The 21,684-nt window shown below is 58.9% G+C and carries 21 protein-coding genes; all 21 read left to right on the forward strand.

What is annotated here, in order from left to right; all coding sequences use genetic code 11:
* The first annotated feature begins 13 nt into the window (after positions 1-13).
* The 21 genes from DXB44_RS02050 (at position 14) to clpX (ending at position 21,632) form a co-directional block, all read left to right on the forward strand.
* Positions 14-859, forward strand: coding sequence for a DivIVA domain-containing protein (locus tag DXB44_RS02050; protein ID WP_118657563.1), 846 nt, complete (start codon positions 14-16; stop codon positions 857-859).
* A gap of 36 nt (positions 860-895) precedes the next feature.
* Positions 896-3,691: an isoleucine--tRNA ligase gene (gene ileS, locus DXB44_RS02055; RefSeq protein ID WP_112089797.1), complete on the forward strand. Its 2,796-nt coding sequence runs from the start codon at positions 896-898 to the stop codon at positions 3,689-3,691.
* Between the two features lie 91 nt (positions 3,692-3,782).
* A complete protein-coding gene (gene lspA, locus DXB44_RS02060; RefSeq protein ID WP_118657564.1) occupies positions 3,783-4,262 on the forward strand; it encodes a signal peptidase II in 480 nt (159 codons plus the stop codon).
* Between the two features lie 3 nt (positions 4,263-4,265).
* Positions 4,266-5,198, forward strand: coding sequence for an RluA family pseudouridine synthase (locus DXB44_RS02065; RefSeq protein WP_097780393.1), 933 nt, complete (start codon positions 4,266-4,268; stop codon positions 5,196-5,198).
* On the forward strand, positions 5,195-6,022 hold the full coding sequence (locus DXB44_RS02070; RefSeq protein ID WP_097780392.1) for an HAD hydrolase family protein: 828 nt from the start codon (positions 5,195-5,197) through the stop codon (positions 6,020-6,022). Before DXB44_RS02065 ends, DXB44_RS02070 begins: the two co-directional genes overlap by 4 nt.
* A gap of 81 nt (positions 6,023-6,103) precedes the next feature.
* Positions 6,104-6,448, forward strand: a complete 345-nt coding sequence (locus tag DXB44_RS02075; RefSeq protein ID WP_055184257.1) for a helix-hairpin-helix domain-containing protein — start codon at positions 6,104-6,106, stop codon at positions 6,446-6,448.
* 53 nt (positions 6,449-6,501) lie between these two features.
* Complete coding sequence (ppk1, locus tag DXB44_RS02080; RefSeq protein ID WP_118657565.1) at positions 6,502-8,895, forward strand: polyphosphate kinase 1; 2,394 nt, start codon at positions 6,502-6,504, stop codon at positions 8,893-8,895.
* A 127-nt stretch (positions 8,896-9,022) separates the two neighbouring features.
* Entirely contained in the window at positions 9,023-9,553 is a 531-nt protein-coding gene (locus DXB44_RS02085) for a M23 family metallopeptidase (RefSeq protein ID WP_118657566.1), read from the forward strand.
* Positions 9,550-10,059 carry a peptidase gene (locus DXB44_RS02090; protein ID WP_118657567.1) on the forward strand — a complete coding sequence of 170 codons (510 nt, stop codon included), beginning with the start codon at positions 9,550-9,552 and terminating at the stop codon, positions 10,057-10,059. Before DXB44_RS02085 ends, DXB44_RS02090 begins: the two co-directional genes overlap by 4 nt.
* A gap of 37 nt (positions 10,060-10,096) precedes the next feature.
* A complete protein-coding gene (locus tag DXB44_RS02095) occupies positions 10,097-11,956 on the forward strand; it encodes a TIGR03960 family B12-binding radical SAM protein (RefSeq protein ID WP_118657568.1) in 1,860 nt (619 codons plus the stop codon).
* Positions 11,931-12,575 carry a TIGR03936 family radical SAM-associated protein gene (locus DXB44_RS02100; protein WP_118657569.1) on the forward strand — a complete coding sequence of 215 codons (645 nt, stop codon included), beginning with the start codon at positions 11,931-11,933 and terminating at the stop codon, positions 12,573-12,575. Before DXB44_RS02095 ends, DXB44_RS02100 begins: the two co-directional genes overlap by 26 nt.
* 217 nt (positions 12,576-12,792) lie before the next feature.
* Positions 12,793-13,134, forward strand: coding sequence for a 50S ribosomal protein L19 (gene rplS, locus DXB44_RS02105; protein ID WP_015538550.1), 342 nt, complete (start codon positions 12,793-12,795; stop codon positions 13,132-13,134).
* A 106-nt stretch (positions 13,135-13,240) separates the two neighbouring features.
* Complete coding sequence (lepB, locus tag DXB44_RS02110) at positions 13,241-13,792, forward strand: signal peptidase I (protein WP_055184269.1); 552 nt, start codon at positions 13,241-13,243, stop codon at positions 13,790-13,792.
* A complete protein-coding gene (gene ylqF, locus DXB44_RS02115) occupies positions 13,789-14,712 on the forward strand; it encodes a ribosome biogenesis GTPase YlqF (protein WP_118657570.1) in 924 nt (307 codons plus the stop codon). Before lepB ends, ylqF begins: the two co-directional genes overlap by 4 nt.
* A complete protein-coding gene (locus tag DXB44_RS02120; RefSeq protein WP_118657571.1) occupies positions 14,709-15,356 on the forward strand; it encodes a ribonuclease HII in 648 nt (215 codons plus the stop codon). The genes ylqF and DXB44_RS02120 overlap by 4 nt, the downstream gene beginning before the upstream one ends.
* Positions 15,353-15,721 carry a YraN family protein gene (locus DXB44_RS02125; RefSeq protein ID WP_117929290.1) on the forward strand — a complete coding sequence of 123 codons (369 nt, stop codon included), beginning with the start codon at positions 15,353-15,355 and terminating at the stop codon, positions 15,719-15,721. Before DXB44_RS02120 ends, DXB44_RS02125 begins: the two co-directional genes overlap by 4 nt.
* A 97-nt stretch (positions 15,722-15,818) precedes the next feature.
* Positions 15,819-17,285, forward strand: a complete 1,467-nt coding sequence (gene thrC / locus DXB44_RS02130) for a threonine synthase (protein WP_118657572.1) — start codon at positions 15,819-15,821, stop codon at positions 17,283-17,285.
* Positions 17,286-17,321: 36 nt separating this feature from the next.
* Entirely contained in the window at positions 17,322-18,005 is a 684-nt protein-coding gene (locus DXB44_RS02135; protein WP_118657573.1) for a metallophosphoesterase, read from the forward strand.
* A gap of 216 nt (positions 18,006-18,221) precedes the next feature.
* Positions 18,222-19,538 carry a trigger factor gene (tig, locus tag DXB44_RS02140; protein ID WP_118657574.1) on the forward strand — a complete coding sequence of 439 codons (1,317 nt, stop codon included), beginning with the start codon at positions 18,222-18,224 and terminating at the stop codon, positions 19,536-19,538.
* A 138-nt stretch (positions 19,539-19,676) separates the two neighbouring features.
* The gene (gene clpP / locus DXB44_RS02145) at positions 19,677-20,273 is read left to right on the forward strand and encodes an ATP-dependent Clp endopeptidase proteolytic subunit ClpP (protein ID WP_015538544.1); all 597 of its coding nucleotides are present in this window, start codon (positions 19,677-19,679) and stop codon (positions 20,271-20,273) included.
* 36 nt (positions 20,274-20,309) lie between these two features.
* A complete protein-coding gene (gene clpX / locus DXB44_RS02150; RefSeq protein ID WP_118657575.1) occupies positions 20,310-21,632 on the forward strand; it encodes an ATP-dependent Clp protease ATP-binding subunit ClpX in 1,323 nt (440 codons plus the stop codon).
* The last annotated feature ends 52 nt before the right edge of the window (positions 21,633-21,684 follow it).

Genomic DNA, 21,684 nt, shown 5'->3' on the forward strand with positions numbered 1-21,684 from the left:
GCTATGGGAGGAAATGACTATGCTGACTCCGCAGGATGTCCGCTCTGTACAATTTGAAAAAAACCTCCGCGGCTACCGTACAGAGGACGTGGATCGTTTTCTGGACAAGGTCGAGGAGCAGCTGCAGCAGAACGATGCGCAGGCAGAGCAGCTGCGCAAGCAGATCGCTGATCTGACCGCAGAGAACCAGAAGCTCAAGGGCGAGCTGCAAAGCTTTGAGGCTGACGGCGATATGCTCAAGAGCGCGCTGATCAACGCCCAGCGCATGGGCGAAAACGTGATCCGCGAAGCAAACCAGAAGGCCGAGGAGATCATCCACCGCGCAAACCTGCGGGGCGATGATATCATCCGCGACGCCAACGAGCTGCTGCAAAAGGCAAGCGACCGCGCAGACGAGATCGAGAGCGAAGCCAACGAGAAGCGTCTGGCTGAGGAGCGGGAGTACGACCGCGTCCGTCTGGAGGTCACCCGCTTCAAGGCGGATGTGCTCAATTTGTACCGCAGCCACGTGGAGTCTTTGAGCCGTCTGCCGGAGTTCCAGAAGGAAACCAAGGACGCTGAAAAGGACGCCCCCGCACAGGACGCAGAGCCTGCGCAGGAAGCTGCCGCAGAGCAGCCCGCCGCACAGCCCGAGACTGCCCCTGCAGCCGATGCCGCAGCAGCCCCGGCACAGCAGCCTGCCGAACCGACCGAAACCACCGAACCTGCCGCCCCTGCCGATGACGACAAGGCGGCTGACAGCAGCGAGGATTTCTGGGCAAAGGACGAAAGCCAGCTCAAGCTGGACCCGCCTCCTGCTGATATGAAGCCGGACGAGCCGGACTACGACGCTTTTCAGGGCGTAAAGTTCAGCGAGTAAGGCACCCAACGCAAAAATAGAGGAGAGTGTAAACCATTGGCTAAGAACAAATCGCAGTACGACAGCACGTTGAATCTGCCCAAGACCCTGTTTGAGATGCGCGCCGGTCTGCCTAAAAAGGAACCGGTCATGCTCAAGGACTGGGACGACAACGACCTGTACAACCAGCTCATGAAGCACAACGAGGGCAAGCCCCAGTTCATTCTGCACGACGGCCCTCCGTATGCAAACGGCAATATCCACATGGGCACCGCCCTGAACAAGATCATCAAGGATATCATCATCCGCGAAAAGAACATGGAGGGCTATCAGGCTCCCTATGTGCCCGGCTTTGATACCCATGGCCTGCCCATTGAGCTGAAGGCTCTGTCCTCGGTGGGTGACAAGAAGAAGGACATCTCCAAGCTGGAGCTGCGCCAGATCTGTGAAAAGTTTGCCACCGAGCATATTGACATTATGAGCGACCAGTTCAAGCGTCTGGGCGTCATCGGTGACTTCGAGCACCCCTACCTGACCCTGAAGCCGGAGTTTGAAGCGCGTCAGATCGAGATCTTCGGCGAGATGGCCAAGAAGGGCTACATCTACAAGGGCCTGAAGCCCGTGTACTGGTGCCCGGACTGCCGCACCGCGCTGGCAGAAGCCGAGATCGAGTACGGCGAGGACGACTGTGATTCTATCTTTGTGCGCTTCCACGTCTCGCAGGACCCCAACGGTGTTTTGGCAAAGTACGGCATCCCCATGGATAAGACCTACTTCGTCATCTGGACCACCACCACTTGGACCCTGCCCGCCAACGAGGCTATCTGCCTGAACGGTCAGTTCGAGTACTCCTTCGTCAAGATCGGCGAGGAGTACCACATCATGGCGACCGATCTGGTCAAGAGCGTCATGGATGCCTGCCACATCGAGAACTACGAGATCGTGGGCGAGCCCGTTTCCGGCGCTGAGTTCGAGCTGATGCGCTACAACCACGTCTACCTGCCCAAGGAGGGCTGGGTCATTCTGGGCGACCACGTCACGCTGGAAAGCGGTTCCGGCTGCGTGCACACCGCAGGCGGCCACGGCGTGGACGACTTCAACGTCTGCCAGAAGTATCCGCAGGTGCCTATCACTGTGCCTGTGGACGACGGCGGTTACCTGACCGAACTGGCCGGTAAGTACGCTGGTCAGCGCGTGTGGGCAGCCAACAAGACCATTCTGGCCGACCTGACTGCCTCCGGCGCTGTGATGGGTCAGGTGCACATCAAGCACCAGTACCCCCACTGCTGGCGCTGCCACAACCCCATCATCTTCCGCGCTACCGAGCAGTGGTTCTGCTCCATTGCCAAGTTCCGCGAGGACGTGTACAAGGCAATTGATACCGTCACCTGGATGCCGGATTGGGGTCACGACCGCATGACCGGCATGGTGCGTGACCGCAACGACTGGTGCATCAGCCGTCAGCGCACCTGGGGCGTGCCTATCCCCGCTTTCTACTGCAAGAAGTGCGGCACCTACCACATTACCGATGCTACCATCAAGGCTGTCAGCGCCCTGTTCCGCAAGGAAGGCTCTGACGCATGGTATAAATACGATGCCGAGCAGATCATCCCCGCAGGCGAAGTGTGCGAAAAGTGCGGCGCTTCCGAGTGGGAGAAGGACACCGACATCATGGACGTCTGGTTCGACTCCGGCTCCACCCATGCCGCCGTGCTGGACGAGCGTCCCGAGCTGCGTTTCCCCGCCGATATGTATATGGAAGGCGGCGACCAGTTCCGCGGCTGGTTCCAGTCCAGCCTGCTGACCAGCGTTGCAAGCAAGGGCTGCGCACCCTATAAGTCCGTGCTGTGCCACGGCTGGGTTGTGGACGAGCAGGGCAAGCAGATGCACAAGAGCGCCGGCAACGGCGTGGAGCCCAGCGAGATCATCAAGGACTACGGCGCAGATATCATCCGTCTGTGGGTGGCTTCTTCCGACTACACCGTGGACGTGCGCGCCGGTAAGAACATCTTCAAGCAGCTCAGCGAGGCTTACCGCAAGATCCGCAACACCGCCCGCTTCATTCTGGGCAATCTGGACGGCTTTGACCCCAACACCGATTGTGTTGCAGACGACCAGCTGCAGGATATCGACCGCTGGGCACTGGCTGCGCTGGATGACCTGATCGTCAACACCAACGCAGGCTACGCTGTGTACGACTTCAACAAGGTCTACCACGCCGTGTACAACTTCTGCGTGGTGGCTATGTCCAACTTCTATCTGGACGTTACCAAGGATCGTCTGTACTGCACCAACGGCGCAGCCCGCAAGGCCGCCCAGACCACCATGTACAAGATTCTTGTCGCTCTGGACAAGATCATTGCCCCCATCCTGTGCTTCACCAGTCAGGAGATCTGGGACTTCATGCCCAAGACCGAGGGCATGAACAAGTATGTGGTGTTCGAGCAGATGCCCAAGGCTGGCCAGTACGCCGCCGACGATGCCTTCAAGGCAAAGTGGGCACAGCTCATCGCCGTGCGCGACGAGGTCAAGAAGGTGCTGGAGCAGGCCCGTGCTGAAAAACTCATCGGTGCTTCTCTGGAAGCTTCCGTCACCCTGTACTGCAACGATGCCGTCTATGACCTGCTGAACAGCATCCCCATGGACGAGCTGGCCGACCTGATGATCGTCTCCCATGTGGAGCTGGTCAAGGGTGAGGGCGGCGCTGCCAGCGCTGTCGAGGGCTTGGGCGTTGCAGCTGCACACGCCACCGGCGACAAGTGCGAGCGCTGCTGGAAGTACTCTGCTTCCATCGGCAGCCACCCCGCACACCCCACCCTGTGCGCACGCTGCGCCAGCGTTGTGGAAGCATAAGCGTCCCGCATAAATACAAATCTGTTTTGTAAAAGGGCGGCGCTCCCTTGACCGGGGAGCGCCGTTTTTTATAGCAGAAATGAGGTAGCTAATGGCATTTGTACTCTTCAATCTGGCAGCTGTGGCGGCTCTGGTCGGCATCGACCAGCTAATCAAGCTGTGGGCAGTGCAGGCGTTGCAGCCGGTAGGCGCTATGCCGTTCATCCCCCATGTGGTGGAGCTGCGGTTCGTGCTCAATCAGGGCATGGCCTTCAGCCTGCTCAGCGGCAAGCAGCTGTTCCTGATCATCGCCACAAGCGCGGCGCTGCTGGCGGTCGCCTACGGCCTGTTTTTCCGCAGCCGCGGCAAGTACTTGCAGCAGGCGGCGCTGGTGCTGGTGCTGGGCGGCGGTATCGGCAACCTGATCGACCGTGTGCTCAACGGCGAGGTAGTGGACTACATCAACCTGCTGTTCATGCGGTTTGCCGTGTTCAATTTTGCGGATATCTGCGTTTGCGTGGGTGTGGCACTGTGGGTGCTGGTGATCTTTCTGGATGAGCTCCACGCCGATGATGCCTCCAAGGAGCAGTAAATCATGGAACAGCGTGAATTTATCGTAGAGCAGGAGACTGCCGGGCAGCGCATCGACCGCTTTCTCAGCGGCGAGGACACCGGCCTGTCCCGCTCGGCGCTGCAGGCGCTGGTGGCCGAGGGGCATGTGCAGTGCAACGGCAAAACCGTTGCCAAAAGCCTGAAGCTCAAGGCAGGGGACACCGTGCTGCTGGAGATCCCGGACGCAAAGCCCATCGAGGCCGTGCCGCAGGATATCCCGCTGGACATCGTCTACGAGGACTCCCATCTGCTGGTGGTCAACAAGCCCAAGGGCATGGTGGTGCACCCCGCGCCCGGCAACCCGGACGGCACGCTGGTCAACGCCCTGCTGTGGCACTGCAAGGGCAGCCTTTCCGGCATTGGCGGCGAGATCCGCCCCGGCATCGTCCACCGCATTGATAAGGACACCAGCGGCCTGCTGGTGGTGGCAAAGGACGACGCTACCCACATCGGCCTTTCCCAGCAGATGGCGGTGCACAGCGTGGAGCGCGCCTACCAGACGGTGGTCTACGGCGGCTTTGCGCAGGACGAGGGCTTTGTGGAAGCGAACCTTGGCCGCAGCAAGACCGACCGCAAAAAAATGGCGGTCTACCCGGCCACCGAGCCCCACACCAAGTACGCTTATACCGGCTATAAGGTGCTGGAGCGGCTGGGCGAGTTCACCCTGCTGGAATGTCGCCTAAAGACAGGCCGCACCCATCAGATCCGCGTACACATGGCCTCCATCCACCATCCGGTGGCGGGGGATCCGGTGTACGGCCCTCACAACTGCATCACCAGCCTCCACGGTCAGTGCCTGCACGCCAAAACGCTGGGCTTTATCCACCCCATTACCGGGGAGCAGCTGCGGTTCGATTCTGAGCTGCCGGACTACTTTACCCATTTTCTCGCAACTCTCAGGAGGAAAAACACATGAACGATTCTCTGGCATCCACTCTGGTGCTCTGTGATCTGGATAACCTGCTGCTGGGCGAGGATGGCAATCTGACCCAGGTGGTGCGGGACGTTTTGCAGCTGTTCAGCAGCCGCGGCGGCAGACTGACCGTTTTTTCGCAGCGCTCTCCGCGTGCCGTGCGCTCCATTTTGGGCAGCGTGCGTCTGGCAGCGCCTGCGCTGGTGTGCGGCGGCACTATGGCCTACCACTATGCCGATGGCAACCGGGTGCCTCTGTGCAGCTTTGCCCAGCAGCAGGAGCTTTTCAATTGCCTGCCGGACACCCCCGGCGTGGGTGTCGCCGTGCAGATGCAGGATGGCACCACCCGGGTGCTGCGCATGAGCAACGCACTGGAGCGCCATCTGCGGCAGGAGTGGACCCCCTATCTGCTGGCAAACGCCGCTGATATCCACCCCGAGCAGGTGCTGCGGGTGCTGTTGTATCAGGACAGCAAGTCTGTGCCCCTGATCTCGCTGGCGGAAAAGGCCATTGGAGATCGTGTTGCCCTGCTGGGCGAACGTATCGCCCCGGACACCCTTGTCCTTACCCCCAAGCGCATCTCCGGCCGGGAAATGCTGGACACCGTCTGCACCATGGCGCAGGTGGGTGCAGAACAGGTTCTGGTGCTGGCTGGCAGTCAGCCCATGCTGGAGCTGGTGCAGGCTGTGGAGCACAGCGCTGTTGCCGCCGATGCCCCGGCAGAGCTGCGCCTTGCCGCCAGGCAGATCACCCTGACGGATGCCGCCGGTGGCGCTGCCGTGGAGGTTTTGTACCGCATGGTGCGTGCTGCTGAAAAATCCGTGTAAAACTTATGCAAAGTCCTCTGTGATTTTTCCGCAGAGGGCTTTCTTTTTGGCAAAAAATCAGGTAGAATGGGAGAAGAAACTATGCCGGACAAAAAGCGCCGCGAAAGGCTGTTTCTGCTGCTGTGCCTTGCCGTCGCAGGGGTCTGCGCAGGGCTGGCGTTTTGCTTCGCAGTGCCGCTGCGGTCGCAAAAGCCGCAGACACTGCCGGACACAAAGGAACTGGCAGCGTACACACAGGTGGAGCTGAACACAGCCGATGCGGATGCTTTGTGCACTCTGCCCGGTGTCGGCCCACGCAATGCTCAGGCTATACTGGACTACCGGGCGCAGTACGGCCCGTTTGCACAGGTGGAGGATGCCGCGCAGGTGCCGGGCATTACCCAAGCAATGGTGGATTCATGGGCAGGGCAGGCGTATGTCCGCTAGGGTGTAGCCTGCTTGCTGCCTTGGTCAAAGAGGAAATACGGAGATATATTGTTATGAGTGACGAATCGATCTTTATCAACCGCGAACTGAGCTGGCTGGATTTCAATCGCCGCGTTCTGGCGCTGGGCAAGGACAAGAACGTCCCGCTTGGCGAACGGATCAAGTTTCTGGCAATTTACGGCTCCAATCTGGACGAGTTTTTCATGGTGCGCGTGGGCTCCTTGCAGGAGCGCGCAAACCTTGAGCAGAGCAAGACCAAAAAGGAAAAGCGGGAAAACAAGACCAACATGACCGCCGCCGAGCAGCTGGCCGCCATTATGCCCAAAACGGCGCAGCTGCAAGAGGAATGCGATAAATTCTACGCAAAGGCGCTGGAAAATCTGGCGGAGAACGGCTACCATAAGGTGGATTTCGACCACCTGACCAAGGAGGAAGAGCATCTCTGGAAAAAATACTTCCAGTCGGAGCTGTTCCCCATCCTCAGCCCGCAGATCGTAGATAACCGCCATCCGTTTCCGTTTTTGCGCAATAAGGAGATCTATCTTGGTGTGCTTCTCAAGGAAAAGCATACGCAGGAGCAAAGTCTTGGCATCGTGCCTATCTCCAGCCAGATGGAGCGGATGCACTTTATCAAAAAGGACGGCGCTGTGCAGTTTGCACTCACCGAGGAGCTGGTGCTGCACTATGCGTCCAGCATCTTCGGCAAGGATTCCATACAGGAAAAATGTCTGTTCCGGGTCACCCGCAACGCGGATATCGACGTAAAAGAGGGCATGATGGATCACGATATTGATTATCGTGAGATCATGACCGAGCTGCTCCGGCGCCGCCGCAAGCTGGCCGCTGTCCGTTTGCAGATCACCCCCGCCCCGGCACCGGAGGTGGAGCGGCTGCTGTGCAGCCGTCTGGAGCTGACCCGCAAGCGGGTATTTCTGCAAAAGAGCCCGCTGGACCTGAGTTTCTTCTTCAAGCTTTCCGGCCGCATGGAGACCGAGGGGCACCCGGCGCTGTTCTATACCCCCGCACGCCCCATGCTGCCGCCGCCGGATTATGATCTGGCCACTGAGGTACAGAAGCATGACGTGCTGCTCAGCTACCCGTACCAGTCCATCCGCCCCTTTATCGCCATGCTCAAAAAGGCCGCACAGGACCCGGACGTCATCTCCATCAAGATGACCCTTTACCGCATGGCGCGGGAGTCCCAGATCGTGCAGGCGCTGATGGAAGCAGCCGAAAACGGCAAGGAAGTGGTGGCGCTGGTAGAGCTGCGCGCCCGCTTTGACGAGCAGAACAACATCGACTGGTCCAAGCAGCTGGAAAGCGCCGGCTGCACCGTCATCTACGGCTTCGAGGATTATAAGGTGCACTCCAAGCTGACCCTCATCACCCGCAAGGGCGCAGAGGGCTACTCCTATATCACCCAGATCGGTACCGGCAACTACAACGAAAAAACCAGCGAACTGTATACCGATTATTCCTTCATCACCGCAGACGAGCGCATCGGCGAGGAAGCCTCCAAAGTGTTCCGCAATCTGGCTGTGCAGCAGCTCACCGAGGAAAGCGACAAGATGCTGGTTGCCCCGCTGCGCTTCAAGAGCGTGCTGCTGGACGAGATGGATCACGTCATCGCTGCCGCCCGCATGGGTCGTCCGGCTTCCATGATCCTGAAAAACAACTCCATCAGCGACCGGGACATCATCCTCAAATTGCAGGAAGCCAGCTGCGCCGGGGTGCGCATTGATATGATCGTGCGCGGCATCTGCTGCGTGCGCGCAGAGGTGCCCGGCAAAACCGAGAACCTGCACATCCGCAGTCTGGTGGGACGGTATCTTGAGCATGGCCGTATTTACAGCTTCTTCGATGGCACCCATACCCGCATTTATATTGCCTCCGGTGACTTCCTCACCCGCAATACCGAGTGCCGCGTGGAGGTCGGCGTGCGGGTAGAGGATCCTGTTCTGGTGCAAAAGCTCACCGATATCCTTCAGTTGCAGCTGCGGGATAACGTCAATGCCCGGGTCATGGATGCCAACGGTAACTACCAGAAGGTAAAGCCCGCCGAGGGTGAACCGTTGGTCAACAGTCAGATGGGCATGTACGAGCTGCTGCGCAACGACTGGCAGCGCACCGAGCCGTGGAAGTGCACCACCCCTGCGCCTGAAGCAGAAAAACCGGCGGCAGTCTGTCAGGAAGTCACTGTGGAACAGCTCAAACAGGAGCTGCCCCATGTGTTCCAGCCTGCGCCGGAAAAGGCCGAGAAGGCCGCCCCGGCGGCACAACAGCCCGATCACTACGAGGCGCTGGAGCAGATGCTGAACAATAAGCCCCGCGCTGCGCAGCCCGCCCCCAAAGCTCCGGCTGCACCCCGCCCGGTTGTAAAGCCTGTTGTCACCGCACCTAAGAAAAAGAGCCTGCTGGAACGCATTGGGAGCTTTTTCCGGCGCTGATCTGTAAAATCATATAAACAAAAACCAGAGCTGCTGCGCAGAAATTTGTGCGGCGGCTCTGCTTTTTTGTTTATGTTCTCCCGCCTGCCGCTTGTGCATACACTTTTCAGGATAGGGGGGATAGCGTATGCGAGCAAAACGAAGTGGACAGGCAGCAAAAATACGCAGACGGCGGTGGGGCGTTGTGGCGCTGGTGCAGGCAGGGCTGGCACTCTGCCTGCTGGCTGCACTACCGGTGCAGGCCGCGCGGAATACGAAAAAGTACTGTTTTCCGCTGGATACTGCGGTGTGGCGCGTCTCGGATGTCTATGGCAAGCGAACAGACCCCTTTACCGGCAAGCCTGCGTTTCATCAGGGGCTCGACCTTGCCTGTGCGGCGGGTACAGCGGTGCGGGCAGTGCAGGATGGTGTGGTGACTGCGGCGGCATACAGCCCAAGCTACGGCAACCATCTGCGTATCCTGCACCCGGATGGCTGCGAGACCCACTATGCGCACCTGCAATACCTCTATGTCCGCTCAGGAGAGGTGGTACAGGCCGGGCAGACGCTGGGTACGGTAGGGCAGACAGGGCGCGCCACCGGTGCGCACCTGCATCTGGAGCTGTGGCAGCAGGGCGCTGCCTGCGACCCCGCCGCCCTGCTGGAGAATGCCCCATGAGCCGGGTACGGGCCGGGAAGCTTATATTCCGGGACCCTGTGCTACTGTGCGGTGTGGTATACCTGTTGCTGTATTTTGATGCCAGCGGCTTTCTGCGTCTGGGGCTACTGGCGGCTGTTCTGCACGAACTGGGGCACATCCTCGTCTACTGCATCCAGCAAAGGCATCTGCCGGTCATCGAGGTGACCATGACCGGCTTTTGTATGCGCACGGCAGGGGAGAGGCTTTCCCCGCGCCAGCGGCTCGTGCTTGCCGCCGCCGGGCCTGCGGTCAATTTTTTGCTTGCCGGGGTGTGGGCGCTGCGCCTTTCACAGACCACCACCATCCGCGGCAGCGCGTTCTGGGCGGCGAATCTGCTGACGGGGCTGTTCAACCTTTTGCCAATCCCGCCGCTGGATGGTGCACAGATGACGGCGTGTGCAGGGGCGCTGTGGCAGCAAAAACACGGAAAGTATGCACAAACCGCCGGAAACGATTGCAAAACCGGCACATTTGGGGTAAAATAAAAAGAACGCAAAAAACGGATTGTTTATGGAGGACCCGATGTTTGATCCCAAACTGAAAGAAGCGCTGGGACGGGTGCAGAAGCCCGGTCGCTATACCGGCGGCGAGCCCGGCAGTATCTATAAAGAAAAGGACAAGGTGGATGTGCGCTTTGCCTTCTGCTTCCCGGATACCTACGAGGTGGGAATGTCCTTTCTGGGCGAAAAGATCCTGTACGAGCTGCTCAACAGCCACGAAAACTGGTGGTGTGAGCGCGCCTTTATGCCCTGGCTGGATATGAAGGCAGAGATGGAGCGCCTGCAGCTGCCGTTGTACACCATGGAGAGCAAGGACCCTCTCACGGCCTTTGATGCTGTGGGCTTTACCTTGCAGTACGAGCTTTCCTATACCAATATCCTTGCCATGCTGGACTTGGCAGGTATCCCGTTCTACTCCAAAGACCGCGATGACCGCTGGCCGCTGATCGTAGCGGGCGGTCCCTGTGCCTGCAACGCGGAGCCTATTGCGGATTTCTTTGATGTTATCCAGCTGGGCGAGGGCGAAAACCAACTGCCCGCCATCTGCGCCGAGATCGAAAAGGCCAAAAAAGAGGGCATCTCCAAAAAGCAGCTGCTGTTCAACATTGCAAAGATCCCGGGCGTGTACATTCCGGCCTTCTACGATGTCACCTACCACGAGGATGGCACGGTCAAGGCCATCACCCCCAACGAGCCGGGCATCCCCGCGCGCATCACAAAGGCCATCATCAAGGATCTGAACCAGTTCGCCCCGCCCACCAACTTTGTGGTGCCTATGGTGGGTGCTATTCAGGATCGCGCCAGCATCGAGGTGCTGCGCGGCTGCGTGCGCGGCTGCCGGTTCTGTCAGGCGGGCTTCTTGTACCGCCCCATGCGCCAGCGCGATGCCAGTTTGCTGAACAAGGCGGCACAGGATCTGTGCGCCAACACCGGCTACGAGGAACTGAGCCTTTCCAGCCTTTCCACCTCTGACCACGGTCAGTTGGAAGAACTGCTGGACGATCTGAACGAGTGGGCACCCAAGGAGCACGTCAGCCTGTCGCTGCCCTCCCTGCGTGTGGACAACTTCTCCCAGAGCCTCATTGAAAAAACCACCAAGGTGCGCAAGAGCGGCCTGACCTTTGCTGCCGAGGCCGGTACCCAGCGCCTGCGCAATGTCATCAACAAAAACGTCACTTGGGACGAGATCGAAAAGACCTGTACCATCGCCTTTAACGCAGGCTATACCTCGGTCAAGCTCTACTTCATGATGGGTCTGCCCACCGAGACCATGGAGGATATCGAGGGCATTGCCGAGACCGCTCAGAAGGTGGTAGACCTCTACTACAAGAATACGAACCACTCCAAGGGACGCGGCGTGCAGGTGACCATCAGCTGCGCCTGCTTTGTGCCCAAGCCCCACACCCCCTTCCAGTTCGTGCCCATGGATACCGCCGAGACCCTGCAGGCCAAGCAGAAGCATCTGCTGGAAAGCGTGCACAGCCGCAAGATCAAGGTGAACTACCACGACAGTACCACCAGCTTTTTGGAGGGCGTGTTCGCCAAGGGCGACCGCCGCCTTGCCCCGGTCATCGTAGAGGCATACAAGCGCGGCTGCTACTTCGACGGCTGGGAAGAGTGCTTCAAGTACGATACATGGATGCAGACCTTTGCGGATCTGGGCATCGACCCCGCCTTCTACTGCCAGCGCCCCATCGCACTGGACGAGGTGACCCCGTGGTCTCACATGGACTACGGCATCACCCACGAGTATCTGGTGCGGGAGTACAACAAGGCTCTGGCCGCCCAGACCACCCCGCCCTGCAACCGTGCCTGCAACGCCTGCGGCGCCAACCATCTGTTAGGAGGTCCCTGCTTTGATTACAGTCAGAATCTCGTTTGAAAAGAAAAATGAAGCCTCCTATATCTCCCTGCTGGATCTGCAGCGGGTGATGCAGCGGGTGCTCAAGCGCAGCGGTCTGCCGGTGTGGCATACGCTTGGCTTTAACCCTCATATCTACATGACCTTTGCCTGCCCGCTCTCGCTGGGACAGGAGAGCGAGTGCGAGTGCGTGGACGTCAAGACCGAGGCCGAGGCCCCGGATTTTTCCCAGTGGCAGACTGCGCTCAACGCTATCATGCCCGCCGGTATCCACGTTACCCGTGTGGCTCCGGTGGAGATGAAGGCGGACAGCATCGCCTTTGCATGCTACTGCATCAGCTACCCGGCGGCTGCCGCTGCGGTGCTGGAGCAGTATAACGCGCTGGAGACAGCCCCCGTGGAAAAGCACAGCAAGCGCGGCAAAAAGATCGTGGATCTTAAAGAACATATCCCGCAGCTGCGCTATACCGCACTGGGGGACACCGTGCAGCTGGACCTTTGCCTGCCCGCTGCGCAGGAACTGAACCTGAACCCCTCGCTGCTTACCGGTTTTCTGGAAGAAAAGTTCGGCCTGCCTGCCGCAAGCGCTAACATCCTACGCACCAAATTTTTAACGGCAGACCGGCAGCTGTTTGTCTAAAGCTGCGCAAAAGTCCGTCTACCGGGCAAAACAGAAAATTTTTGCAAGATTTTTCGCTAAATTGCTTGCATTCAAGCCGGTTTTGTGCTATCCTATTAAGGCGTTAGTGTCCGCTGAGACCACAGCGGGGTTAATGACAAGTATTTATCATTAAACGGGCGGTCCTCTGACGGCTATGCCGTGCATGAACGTCTAAAAACAAATGGAGGATTCAAAAATGGACGCACTGAAGATTATTTCTGAAGGCAGCATCAAGGCTGAAAAGCCTCAGTTCAACGTTGGCGATACCGTCCGCGTTGATGTTCGTATCAAGGACGGCGACCGTGAGCGCATTCAGGCCTTTGAGGGCACTGTCATCGCTAAGAAGCACGGCGGCGTTGCAGAGACCTTCACCGTTCGCCGCGTGGCTTACGGTGTCGGCATCGAGCGTGTCTTCCCCGTCAACAGCCCCTTCGTTGAGAAGGTCACTGTTGTCCGCAAGGGCAAGGTTCGCCGCGCAAAGCTGTTCTATCTGCGTGGCCGTACGGGCAAGGCTGCCAAGGTCAAGAGCGATATTTGATCATCCCCGATTTGAAACCGGGAGAAAAGGGACAACTTGTTGTCCCTTTTTTCTTTTTCAAAGCCCGGGCGTATGTGTAAAATCAGGAAAGGCTGGTGGCAAGGCTATGGAAAAACAGCAGCAGTCTGCCCCCGCAGTGCGCGGGCAGGGCATACTGGAATGGTACGAAGCGCTCATCTCCGCAGCGCTGGTGCTGGTTCTGATCTTTTCGTTTTTCTTCCGCATCATTCAGGTGGACGGGCGCTCTATGGTGCCCACCCTGACCCACGGCGATAAGCTTATCGTCTGGGCGGCAGGCTACACCCCGCAGCGGGGCGATGTGGTCATCGTGGATAGCTACACCGTCTACGGTAAGCCGCTGGTCAAGCGGATCATCGCCAAAGGCGGCGACACCATCAGCATTGATTACGATGCCGGTACGGTCACGGTGAACGGTGAACTTTTGCAGGAGGACTACATTGCAGCTCCCACCTATCTGGGCTACGATGTGCAGTTTCCGTTCACGGTGCCTGAGGGCACTCTGTTTGTGATGGGGGACAACCGCAACGAATCGCTGGACAGCCGCTCCTCTTATGTCGGCTGCATTGACGAGCGTGATATTCTGGGCAAAGTGCTGCTGTGCTTTATGCCCTTTACAGATTTTGGGGTGGTAAAATGAACGAAATGGATACCCGGTTTACAAACCAATACAATATTCAGTGGTTCCCGGGCCACATGACCAAGACTTTGCGCATGATGGAGCAGGAGATCCAGCACGTTGATGCCAGCCTTGTGCTGCTGGATGCGCGCATCCCGCTTTCCAGCCTGAACCCGGAGATCGAGCGCATCACCGACCGCAAGCCCAAGCTCTATGCGCTGAACAAGGCCGACCTTGCCGACCCGGCTGTGACCGAGGAGTGGATCCGCTACTTCCACGCCGCAGAGGCCGGCTGCGTGGCCATTAGCGCCAAGCAGAAGGGCGGCGCAAACGCCGTAAAGGTGGCTATTGAAAAGGAGCTTTCCGGCTTGCTGGAGCGCCGCCAGAACCGCGGCATGGGCGGTGCCAAAACGCAGGTAATGCTGTGCGGCATCCCCAACGTGGGCAAATCCACCTTTATCAACACCTTTGCAGGCTCTGCCCGCGCCAAGGCGGCAGACCGCCCCGGCGTGACCAAGGGCAAGCAGTGGGTCAGCACCGAAAAGTTCGACCTGCTGGATATGCCCGGCGTGCTGTGGAAAAAGTTTGATTCCAAGACCATCGCCTCTAATCTGGCCTTCATCGGCTCCATCAAGGACGACATTCTGGATGTGGAAGAGCTGGCCATGAACCTGCTGGACGAGGTGCGCCGCAACTATCCCGACCTTGTGGCACAGCGCTACAAGCTGGATGCCGAAACGCTGTCGCTGCCGCCCTATGAGCTGCTGGAGGCCATCGGTCGCAAGCGCGGGCTGCTGGTGCGCGGCGGCGAGGTGAACACCGAGCGCTGCGCCATCATGCTGGTGGACGAGTTCCGCGCCTGCAAGTGGGGTCGCATCTCGCTGGAGCGCCCGCCGCAGCGGGACGATCTGGCCGACTTTGCCGAGGAGAACGAGGAATGAAGCGCCGCTCGGATGAGGAGATCTCGGCTCCGCTGTACGCCTTTGATGCCGAGGTGCGCAGACAGTACGGCTGCTTTGCCGGTGTGGACGAGGCCGGGCGCGGCCCGCTTTGCGGCCCTGTGTGCGTAGCGGCCTGTATTCTGGATCCGGAAAACCCGGTGTACGGCATCAACGATTCCAAAAAGCTGACCGAGAAAAAGCGCGAAGCACTGTTTGACGAGATCTGCGAAAAGGCGCTGGCCTACCGCATCGTCTTTGTGGGGCCGGAGGTCATCGACCGGGAAAACATCCTGAACGCCACCATGGGCGGGATGCAGCAGGCGGTGGAAGAGCTGGACATCGTGCCCAATCTGGTGCTGGTGGACGGCAACCGCACCCCCGCAGGCTTGCAGATCCCGGCACAGCCGGTGGTCAAGGGCGATGCCACCAGCGCCAGCATCGGTGCGGCCTCAGTGCTGGCCAAGGTCAGCCGTGACCGCTATATGCTGGAGCTGGACAAGCAGTACCCGCAGTATCAGCTGGCAAAGCACAAGGGTTACCCCACAAAGCTGCATTACGAGCTGATCGCGCAGTACGGCATCCAGCCGTTCTACCGCCGCAGCTTCCTTAAAAAGCAGGGCTACTGGCCGGAGAGCGGCAAATGAACCGCGCCGAGACCGGCCGCAGGGGAGAAGCTGCCGCTGCCCGCTGGTATCAGAAGCAGGGTGCGCAGCTGCTGGCGCATAACTATCATACCCGCATGGGAGAGCTGGATCTTGTGCTGCGGGAGCCGGACGGCACCATCGTCATCTGCGAGGTAAAGACCCGCAGCCAAGGAATGCTGCAGCGACCCGCTGCCGCCGTAGACCCGGCCAAGCAGCACCGGCTGATCTGCGCTGCACAAGGGTATTTGCAGCAGACCGGCCAAAGCGAAGAACCGGTGCGTTTTGACGTTGCAGAGGTAGTTCCTCTTGACAGCGGGCGCTGGATGGTACATATTATAAAGGGTGCCTTTCTCTGCGAACCTTAGGCAGAAACCGTGGCACCGGTGGGAAGTATGCGGCAAAGCGAGGGTTTTGCCGTACAACCGGGAACGTGCCCGGCACGTTCCGTGGCGAAAAGGAGCGATGACCATGCAGTTTTTCAGTACCAGAGATCAGAACCGCAAAGTAACTTCTTCTCAGGCAATTGCACAGGGGCTGTCCGATGAGGGCGGTCTGTTTGTGCCGGAAAGTTTTCCGCAGGTGGATGTAAAAGCCCTGTGCGGGCTGGATTACCCCGCGCTGGCAGCAGCCGTTGTGCGGGAGTACCTGACCGATTACGACCCCGCCTTCCTGACCGAGGCCACCCGCAGCACCTACGGGGCTGCTTTTGGCGGCAAGGCAGGCTATCTTGCCCCGGTGGAAGGGGACACCTATGCCCTCGAGCTGTGGCACGGCCCGACCTGTGCCTTTAAAGATTACGCCCTGCAGCTGATGCCCAAGCTGCTGGTGGAGGCCAAAAAGAATCTGGGCCGCACTGAAAAAACTCTGATCCTTGTGGCTACCAGCGGCGATACCGGCAAGGCTGCGCTGGACGGCTACCATGATATCCCCGGTGTGGAGATCGCTGTGTTCTACCCCACCGGCGGCACCAGCGAGATCCAGCGTTTGCAGATGGCAACGCAGGAGGGCGCTAACGTTGCTGTGTACGCCGTGCGCGGCAACTTTGATGATGCCCAGACCGGCGTAAAGAAGGTGTTCGGCGATAAGGCCATCGCTGCCGAGCTGGAAAAGCGGAACATCCGTCTTTCCAGTGCCAACTCCATCAACTGGGGCCGTCTTGTGCCGCAGATCGTCTACTATTTTGCCGCCTACGCCCAGCTGCTCAAGGCCGGTAAGATCACCTTCGGTGACGAGGTGGACTTCTGTGTGCCCACCGGCAACTTTGGCGATATCCTCGCCGGTTATTACGCAAAGCAGATGGGTCTGCCCGTGGGCAAGCTGGTCTGCGCCTCCAACGAGAACAATGTGCTGACCGATTTCCTCACCACCGGTACTTACACCGCAAAGCGGGAGTTCTTCAAGACCACCTCGCCCAGCATGGACATTCTGGTGTCCTCCAATCTGGAGCGCCTGCTGTACCATGTGACCGGCAGCGATGCCGAGGTGGCGGGCTTTATGCAGCAGCTGGCTGCCACCGGCAGTTACACCGTCCGTCCCGAGACGCTGGCTGCCATTCAGCAGACCTTCTCCTGCGGCTGGAGCAGCGAGAACGAGGTGGCAGAGGAGATCCGTTCCCGCTACGAAAAGGACGGCTACCTGTGCGATACCCACACCGCCGTGGCCTTCCATGTGGCTGCACAGAAAAAGCGGCAGGGCGTGCCCATGGTGGTGCTTTCCACCGCATCGCCCTTCAAGTTCCCCCGCAGCGTGCTGAGCGCACTGGGCAAAACTGCCCCGGAAAACGATTTTGAAGCCATGCAGCAGCTGGAGGTTGCCACCGGCCACGCCGCACCGGCAAGCCTTGCCGCTCTGCGCAGCAAGCCGGAGCGCTTTGATACCGTCATTGCCCCGGCACAGATCGCCGAGGTGGCGCTGGGCTATCAGGCATAAGCTTCTGCGGACAGACAGAACAGGAGTAAACAGACTATGGCACTTTTTGTGCTTGGCGACCCCCATCTTTCTCTGGTCGCATCCAAGCCGATGGATATCTTCCCCGGCTGGAACGATTATGTGGACAGGCTGGAGAAAAACTGGCGCAAGCTCATCACCCCGCAGGACACCATCGTGCTGGCGGGGGATATCAGCTGGGCTATGCGCCTGACCGATACCCGCAAAGACTTTGCCTTTTTGCAGCAGCTGCCCGGGCAGAAGATCATCATGAAGGGCAACCACGATTACTGGTGGTCCACCGCCAACAAGATGAATGCCTACCTCAAGGCAGAGGGCTTCGATACCCTGCATATCCTGCATAACAATTCTTACAGCGTGGAAGGGTACGCTATCTGCGGCACCCGCGGCTGGCTGTTCGATGTGGGCGAGCCCCACGATGAAAAGGTGATGAACCGCGAGATCGGCCGCCTGCGCATGAGCTTGCAGGCAGCGGAGCCAGGGCTGGAAAAGCTGGTATTCCTGCATTACCCGCCGGTCTACACCGGTACCAGCGCCCCGGAGATCGTAGCCACCCTGAAGGAGTACGGCATCAAGACCTGCTTCTACGGGCATCTGCACGGCAACGCCATCCGGTTTGCCGTACAGGGCGAGGTGGACGGCATCCGGTACAAGCTGGTAAGTGCCGACGGCCTGCGTTTTTGCCCCTACCGCATCAATTAACGGCGGTATAAAAGGGCAAAAACGACAAAATTTAAAAATTTGGTATGGCAATTGTGTCCAGAGCGTGCTATAATAAGTTTTGACGCGATTGTTGCACCCAATTGAGCGCGCGCGTCCCCGCATTCCGTGTGCATACAGCAAGGACGTGGTGCGCGGTTGCCCCGGGCAAAAACTTCCTGCCCTGAGCAATAGAATATTTGAGTGGAGGATAAACAAATGAATCTCATCAAGTGTGAAAAGCTCGAGAAGAGCATGGCAGAACTGCAGTTCTCCATCGACGCAGAGGCCTTCAAGAAGGCTGTTGCCGATGTTTTCAAAAAAGAGGGCAAGAAGTACCCTGTGCAGGGCTTCCGCAAGGGCAAGGCTCCCAAGGCTCTGATCGAGAAGATGTACGGCGCAGACGTCTTTACCTACGACGCTATCAACGAGCTGTTCCCGGAGGCTTTTGAGGCTGCCGTTAAGGAAGCCGGTGTGGAGCCCGTGGGCCGTCCTGAGGTCACCGTGGATTCTGCCAGCGAGGCAGAGGGCGCTACCCTGACCGTTAAGGTCGCCGTGAAGCCCGAGGTCAAGGTTGGCAGCTACAACGGTCTGACCGTGGAAAAGACTGTCCATACTGTTACCGATGAGGCTGTGGACGCTGAGCTGAAGCGTGTGCAGGAGCGCAACGCCCGTGAGCTGACCCGTGAGGGCGCTGCTCAGAATGGCGATATCGCTGATATCGACTTCGAGGGCTTTGTGGACGGTGTCGCATTCGAGGGCGGCAAGGCTGAGCACTACAACCTGACTCTGGGCAGCGGCAGCTTCATCCCCGGCTTTGAGGAGCAGGTCGTTGGCCACTCCGCCGGCGAGGAGTTCGACGTGAACGTCACCTTCCCCACCGAGTATCAGGCTGCTGAGCTGGCTGGCAAGGCTGCTGTCTTTAAGATCAAGCTGCACGAGGTCAAGTACAAGGAGCTGCCCGCTCTGGATGACGAGCTGGCAAAGGACTGCTCCGAGTACGACACTCTGGACGAGTTCAAGGCTTCCATCCGCAAGAACAACCAGGAGCAGCTGGACAAGCAGGACGATCTGGCTGTCGAGAATGCTCTGGTCGATCAGGTCATCGAGAGCATGGAGGGCGAGATCCCTCAGGCTATGTACGATGTCCGCATGGACGAGATGGTCAACGACTTTGCTTTCCGTGTGGAGCAGCAGGGTCTGCGTCTGGAGGACTACCTGAAGTATATGGGTCAGTCCATGGAGCAGTTCCGCGCCGCTTTCATGCCGCAGGCTGAGAAGCAGGTAAAGATCGGTCTGGCTCTGGAGGCTGTTGCCGCTGCTGAGCACATCGAGGCTTCCGAGGACGAGATCAATGCCGAGATCAAGCGCATTGCTGATCAGTACAAGATGGAAGAGGACAAGGTTCGTGAGCTGATCAACCTCGAGGATCTGAAGCAGGATCTGGCTCGCACCAAGGCCATCGACTTCATCAAGAGCCACGCTAACATCGTGGAGAAGCCCGCAGAGGCTGAGAAGGCTGCTGACGCTGAGTAATCAGTGCCGGGCCCTGTAAAGCGCCGCAGGCGTTTTATCAAAGGTTGTTAAAATTGACCGGTACGGCTGAACTTTACAGGGAACCCGTATCGGTCAATTTTGCCAATAAACTTAAACCATTTTCAGGAGGCGAACTTTATGAGTTTTGTTCCTTACGTTGTCGAGCAGTCGGCGCACGGAGAGCGTTCCTATGATATTTTCTCTCGTCTGCTGAACGATCGTATCATCGTGCTGAGCGAGGATGTCAACGATACCACCGCAAGCCTTGTGGTGGCGCAGCTGCTGTATCTGGAAGGGCAGGACCCGGATAAGGACATCAGCCTGTATATCAACAGCCCCGGCGGTTCCATCAGCGCCGGTATGGCCATCCACGACACCATGCAGTATATCAAGTGCGATGTTTCCACCATCTGCATGGGCATGGCTGCCTCTATGGGCGCATTTCTGCTGGCAAGCGGCACCAAGGGCAAGCGCTTTGCGCTGCCTAACGCCGAGATCATGATCCACCAGCCGCTGATCGGCGGTCAGGGCGGCGGCCTTTCCGGTCAGACCACGGATATCAAGATCCATGCCGAGCACATGGTCTATATCCGCGATAAGATGAACCGGATGCTCAGCGAGTACACCGGCCAGCCGCTGGAAAAGATCCAGCAGGACACCGAGCGCGACAACTACCTTACCGCGCAGCAGGCAAAGGAATACGGCCTGATCGATGAGGTCATTGCCCACCGGTAAACCGCTATAATCTATCCAGGATAAGGAAAAACAGCTATGGCAAATAACAATTCCGGCAAAAACGAAAAGGATCTTGTTTGCAGCTTTTGCGGCAAGCATCAGGACGAAGTGGAGCGCATGATCATCGGCCCCGGGGTCAATATCTGCAGCGAGTGCATCGGCCTGTGCCACGATCTGCTCTCTGACAAGCCGGATCAGCCCAAAAGCGCCCGTCCGGCTCGCGGCAGCGCAAGCCGCGCCCATGTCCAGCCCGCTGCCGCAGATCTGGATATCAACATCATGACCCCGGCCGAGATCAAGGAAGGTCTGGATCAGTATGTCATCGGTCAGGACGAGGCAAAGCGTGTGCTGTCCGTTTCGGTCTACAACCACTATAAGCGCATCCTCAGCGGCAAGGGCGGCGACGTGGAGCTGCAAAAGTCCAACGTACTGCTGCTGGGTCCCTCCGGCGTGGGCAAGACCCTGCTGGCCCAGACGCTGGCCAAGATGCTGGGCGTGCCCTTCGCCATTGCGGATGCCACCACCCTTACCGAGGCCGGTTATGTGGGCGAGGACGTGGAAAACATTCTGCTCAAGCTGATCCAGGCGGCAGATTTTGATGTGCAGAAGGCACAGATCGGCATCATCTACATTGATGAGATCGACAAGATCACCCGCAAGAGCGAAAACCCCTCCATCACCCGCGATGTGGGCGGCGAGGGCGTACAGCAGGCACTGCTGAAGATCTTGGAGGGCACTGTCAGCAACGTGCCGCCGCAGGGCGGCCGCAAGCACCCGCAGCAGGAGTTCATCCAGATTGACACCACCAACATCCTGTTCATTTGTGGCGGTGCCTTTGATGGTCTGGACAAGTATATCCTGCGCCGCACCGATAAGTCCGCGCTGGGCTTCGGCAGCGCGCTGAAGGATAACTCCACCGAGGCTGAGCGTGCATTGCTGCGTAAGGTGGAGCCCCACGATCTGGTCAAGTTTGGCCTGATCCCGGAGCTGATCGGCCGTCTGCCGGTCATCACCGTGCTGGATGATCTGGACGAGGATGCGCTGGTGCGCGTGCTCAAGGAGCCCCGCAACAGTCTGGTCAAGCAGTATAAAGAGCTGCTGGGCATGGATAACGTGGAGCTTACCTTCACGGACGAAGCCCTGCACGCCATTGCCCGCAAGACCATCGAGCGCAAGACCGGTGCCCGTGGTCTGCGCAGCGTGATGGAAAGCATTCTGCTGCCCATCATGTACGAGGTGCCCAGCGATGCCACCATCATCCGCGTGACTGTGGACGAGGACACCGTGGAGGGCGGCGAGGCACATCTGGAATACGGCGCTGTGCGCAAACGCTATAAAAATCAGGCCACTCTCAGCTGACGGCATCGCCGCACAGCAGGGGAGTGTACCCGCTTGCAAGGCCCTGTTTCAA

The sequence above is a fragment of the Faecalibacterium sp. OM04-11BH genome (assembly GCF_003482185.1).
Classification (GTDB): Bacteria; Bacillota; Clostridia; order Oscillospirales; family Ruminococcaceae; genus Faecalibacterium; species Faecalibacterium tardum.

Coding starts and splice junctions, on each gene's coding strand:
- DXB44_RS02050 (WP_118657563.1), top strand. CDS start 14: ATGACTATGCTGACTCCGCAGGATGTCCGCTCTGTACAATTTGAAAAA.
- lspA (WP_118657564.1), top strand. CDS start 3,783: ATGGCATTTGTACTCTTCAATCTGGCAGCTGTGGCGGCTCTGGTCGGC.
- DXB44_RS02065 (WP_097780393.1), top strand. CDS start 4,266: ATGGAACAGCGTGAATTTATCGTAGAGCAGGAGACTGCCGGGCAGCGC.
- DXB44_RS02070 (WP_097780392.1), top strand. CDS start 5,195: ATGAACGATTCTCTGGCATCCACTCTGGTGCTCTGTGATCTGGATAAC.
- DXB44_RS02075 (WP_055184257.1), top strand. CDS start 6,104: ATGCCGGACAAAAAGCGCCGCGAAAGGCTGTTTCTGCTGCTGTGCCTT.
- ppk1 (WP_118657565.1), top strand. CDS start 6,502: ATGAGTGACGAATCGATCTTTATCAACCGCGAACTGAGCTGGCTGGAT.
- DXB44_RS02085 (WP_118657566.1), top strand. CDS start 9,023: ATGCGAGCAAAACGAAGTGGACAGGCAGCAAAAATACGCAGACGGCGG.
- DXB44_RS02090 (WP_118657567.1), top strand. CDS start 9,550: ATGAGCCGGGTACGGGCCGGGAAGCTTATATTCCGGGACCCTGTGCTA.
- DXB44_RS02095 (WP_118657568.1), top strand. CDS start 10,097: ATGTTTGATCCCAAACTGAAAGAAGCGCTGGGACGGGTGCAGAAGCCC.
- rplS (WP_015538550.1), top strand. CDS start 12,793: ATGGACGCACTGAAGATTATTTCTGAAGGCAGCATCAAGGCTGAAAAG.
- lepB (WP_055184269.1), top strand. CDS start 13,241: ATGGAAAAACAGCAGCAGTCTGCCCCCGCAGTGCGCGGGCAGGGCATA.
- ylqF (WP_118657570.1), top strand. CDS start 13,789: ATGAACGAAATGGATACCCGGTTTACAAACCAATACAATATTCAGTGG.
- DXB44_RS02120 (WP_118657571.1), top strand. CDS start 14,709: ATGAAGCGCCGCTCGGATGAGGAGATCTCGGCTCCGCTGTACGCCTTT.
- DXB44_RS02125 (WP_117929290.1), top strand. CDS start 15,353: ATGAACCGCGCCGAGACCGGCCGCAGGGGAGAAGCTGCCGCTGCCCGC.
- thrC (WP_118657572.1), top strand. CDS start 15,819: ATGACCATGCAGTTTTTCAGTACCAGAGATCAGAACCGCAAAGTAACT.
- DXB44_RS02135 (WP_118657573.1), top strand. CDS start 17,322: ATGGCACTTTTTGTGCTTGGCGACCCCCATCTTTCTCTGGTCGCATCC.
- tig (WP_118657574.1), top strand. CDS start 18,222: ATGAATCTCATCAAGTGTGAAAAGCTCGAGAAGAGCATGGCAGAACTG.
- clpP (WP_015538544.1), top strand. CDS start 19,677: ATGAGTTTTGTTCCTTACGTTGTCGAGCAGTCGGCGCACGGAGAGCGT.
- clpX (WP_118657575.1), top strand. CDS start 20,310: ATGGCAAATAACAATTCCGGCAAAAACGAAAAGGATCTTGTTTGCAGC.